3 protein-coding genes are annotated in these 2,442 nt (G+C 57.2%); all 3 read right to left on the bottom strand.

The window, feature by feature from the left end; translation table 11 throughout:
• A partial coding sequence (locus HNQ99_RS16315; RefSeq protein ID WP_184477614.1) for a nuclear transport factor 2 family protein occupies positions 1-290 on the bottom strand: 290 nt, incomplete at its 3' end.
• A gap of 13 nt (positions 291-303) precedes the next feature.
• Entirely contained in the window at positions 304-1,461 is a 1,158-nt protein-coding gene (locus HNQ99_RS16310) for a sulfotransferase family protein (protein WP_184477612.1), read from the bottom strand.
• A gap of 85 nt (positions 1,462-1,546) precedes the next feature.
• On the bottom strand, positions 1,547-2,442 hold an 896-nt coding region (locus HNQ99_RS16305), incomplete at its 5' end, for a TIGR03619 family F420-dependent LLM class oxidoreductase (protein WP_221232747.1).

The following is a 2,442-nucleotide window of genomic DNA, read 5'->3' as shown; positions in this document are numbered from 1 at the left end:
ACGGTCACCCGCGATTCCACCAGCGCGCGTTCGGCGCCGGCGAATTCGATTAGGACATTGCTGACATTGTGGGCAGCGTTGAGGATATTGCGATGCCGCTCCCGCATCCATTCGATCAGCCCAGGCACATCGCCTTCGTAAAAAGCGTGATTGTCCACGGCCCCCTCATGGAACAGGGACGGGATCGCTTCGAGATCGCTGCGATCGACGGCGCGGCAGAATTTATGCACGATGTCGGTTATCGCGAAGCGCGCTTCGACTTCCGCCAGCCGTTGGTCAATGTCACGCATGGGCCTTCTTTCCTCACGCGAGCAGGGGCGCAAAACGATCAATATAGTCGGCGAACCGATTGCGGATCGCTTCGTCGGTCGTGCCGAATTTCTCGGCCGAATAGGAATGGCCGCCATGCTTGTTGCGTGGATTGCGCTGCGACCAGTCGCGCATCCCCTGCAGGCTTTTCTCCGTTAGCGGCAGGCCGAACGCCTCGTAGATACGGCGCACGACCGCCTCGTCGTTCGAGGTGATGTCGGAAAAAGCGATATCAAGGATTTGCAGATCGGGATCATTGTCGCGCCACGCCAGATGATCGTCGGCCGACTGGCCATAATAGGCTGTCATCGCCTCACCCCCGTTCAGATCGGGTTCGACGTCCGCGTAGAGCAAGTGCCAGTTATAGGCGATGCCTGCGATCGAGGGCACGCATTTGACCGGATCGCGATGGGTGACAAGGAAGCGCGGATTGTCGAAAATGCGGTTGAGCTGCTTTTCCAGCCCGAAATGGATCGGCGTCTTCAGCAGCCAGGGCTTCTTGCGATCCTGTGGATTCTGCCATTGCAGATATTGCAGCTGCATTTTCAGATAGTCGTAAGCCGGCGTCGGGTCGGCGCTCAACAGCCATCCGAAAAAGGAGGATGAGCCAAAGACCATCATCGCCCCCGTCCGGAAGGCATATTCGAAAAGCTGCATCTCTTCTTCAGCCTCGTCGGTAAAGACGGGATGGCCGGTGATCATGTCGGGCGACACTTCATACAGCCATTTTTCATAGTCACGCGTTTCGGCAATCCGCTGTTCGCGGCCCCCCTCCGGCGCCCCGGGAATCCGGGCGAACATATGGCCTTTCCAATATTCCACGAGCTGGAAATCGCCCGACGCGCCCAGCAGCCGCTGCAATTTGGTGCTGCCCGTCCGTGGCATCGACGTGATGATGATCGGCGCGTCGATGACCTCGTCCATGATTTCGGGATGTTCGGCAAGATCCTTCTGGAACCACAGCCGATTGATGAGGAGACGCAGGACATTTTCACGCAAATGCTCGACGCGATCGGGGCGAACGGCAACATCGGCATTGACGCCCTGCACGAGCATGTCGAGACCTTCGCGGAAATCGTCGGGACCGAAGTCGGACAGGCCCGTCCGGTCCCGGGCAATCTGCAATAGTTCCTGTGCGTCCAGCACTTTCATTACCAATCTCTCCTCGATGCCTGCGGCCATAGGTCCGCTAAAAGACATGTTAACATTGGTTGAACTAACCTTGGTCTGGCGGTCATTAGAGCTTCGAGATGACCTCGTCGCCAAAGCGCTTGATTTCATCCAGCTTGGTCTGAAGAGGGATATCGGGGGTCGGGAACAGCACAATGCAATAATCGGTCACGCCGATGTCCTCGAACTTCCGGTAGGAACCAAGATCCGGGCGTTCCTGTGCACCAGTACGGATATTATATTGGCGGGCGTGAATCTGGAAATCCCGGTCGTCGGTTCCATAGGTGCGGCGAAGCTCGTGCAGTTCGGCAATCATGGCCTTCATGGGATCGAAGTCCATGTTCACCACGGTCCAGCCATCACCCATTTTGGCGGCACGGCGCAAGGCCGGCTTGGAATGGCCGCCGATGACGATGGGCACGGGCTGGGTCGGCGCCGGATTGATCTTGATCGGCCCGAACTTGTTGTGCTTGCCCTCATAGGCGAAGAGATCGCCCGTCATCAGCCCTTTCAATATGTCGATGGATTCGTCGAGCAGCTCGCCACGCTTGCTCCAATCCAGACCGTTATAGGAAAAGTCCTCCTCCCACGGGCCGATGCCGGCGCCATAGATGAACCGATTGTTCGAGATCACCGCCAGCGAGCAGATCTGCTTGGCAAGCAAGATCGGCGCGCGCGATGCCGACTTCATCACATTGGGAAAGAACCGCAGCTTGCTGGTCCTGGCCGCCATCCAGGCAAAGGCCACCATCGGCTCAATGAAGGGAGTATTCTCGATATACTTCCGGATGGCGTCGGTTTCATTATACGGATAAATCGAATCCGTCTTGTCAGGATAAAAAACACTGTCCGGGGTCGAGAACGCGTCGAAGCCGGCTTCCTCGGCCGCAACACCCATCTCCAGCCAATGCTCATAGTTCCCCATTGTCTCTGATAGGCTAAAACGCACTTTTCGATCCTCCT

The organism is Rhizorhapis suberifaciens, assembly GCF_014200045.1.
In the GTDB taxonomy this organism is placed as follows: domain Bacteria; phylum Pseudomonadota; class Alphaproteobacteria; order Sphingomonadales; family Sphingomonadaceae; genus Rhizorhapis; species Rhizorhapis suberifaciens.
This window is presented reverse-complemented; position numbering and strand designations above follow the sequence as displayed.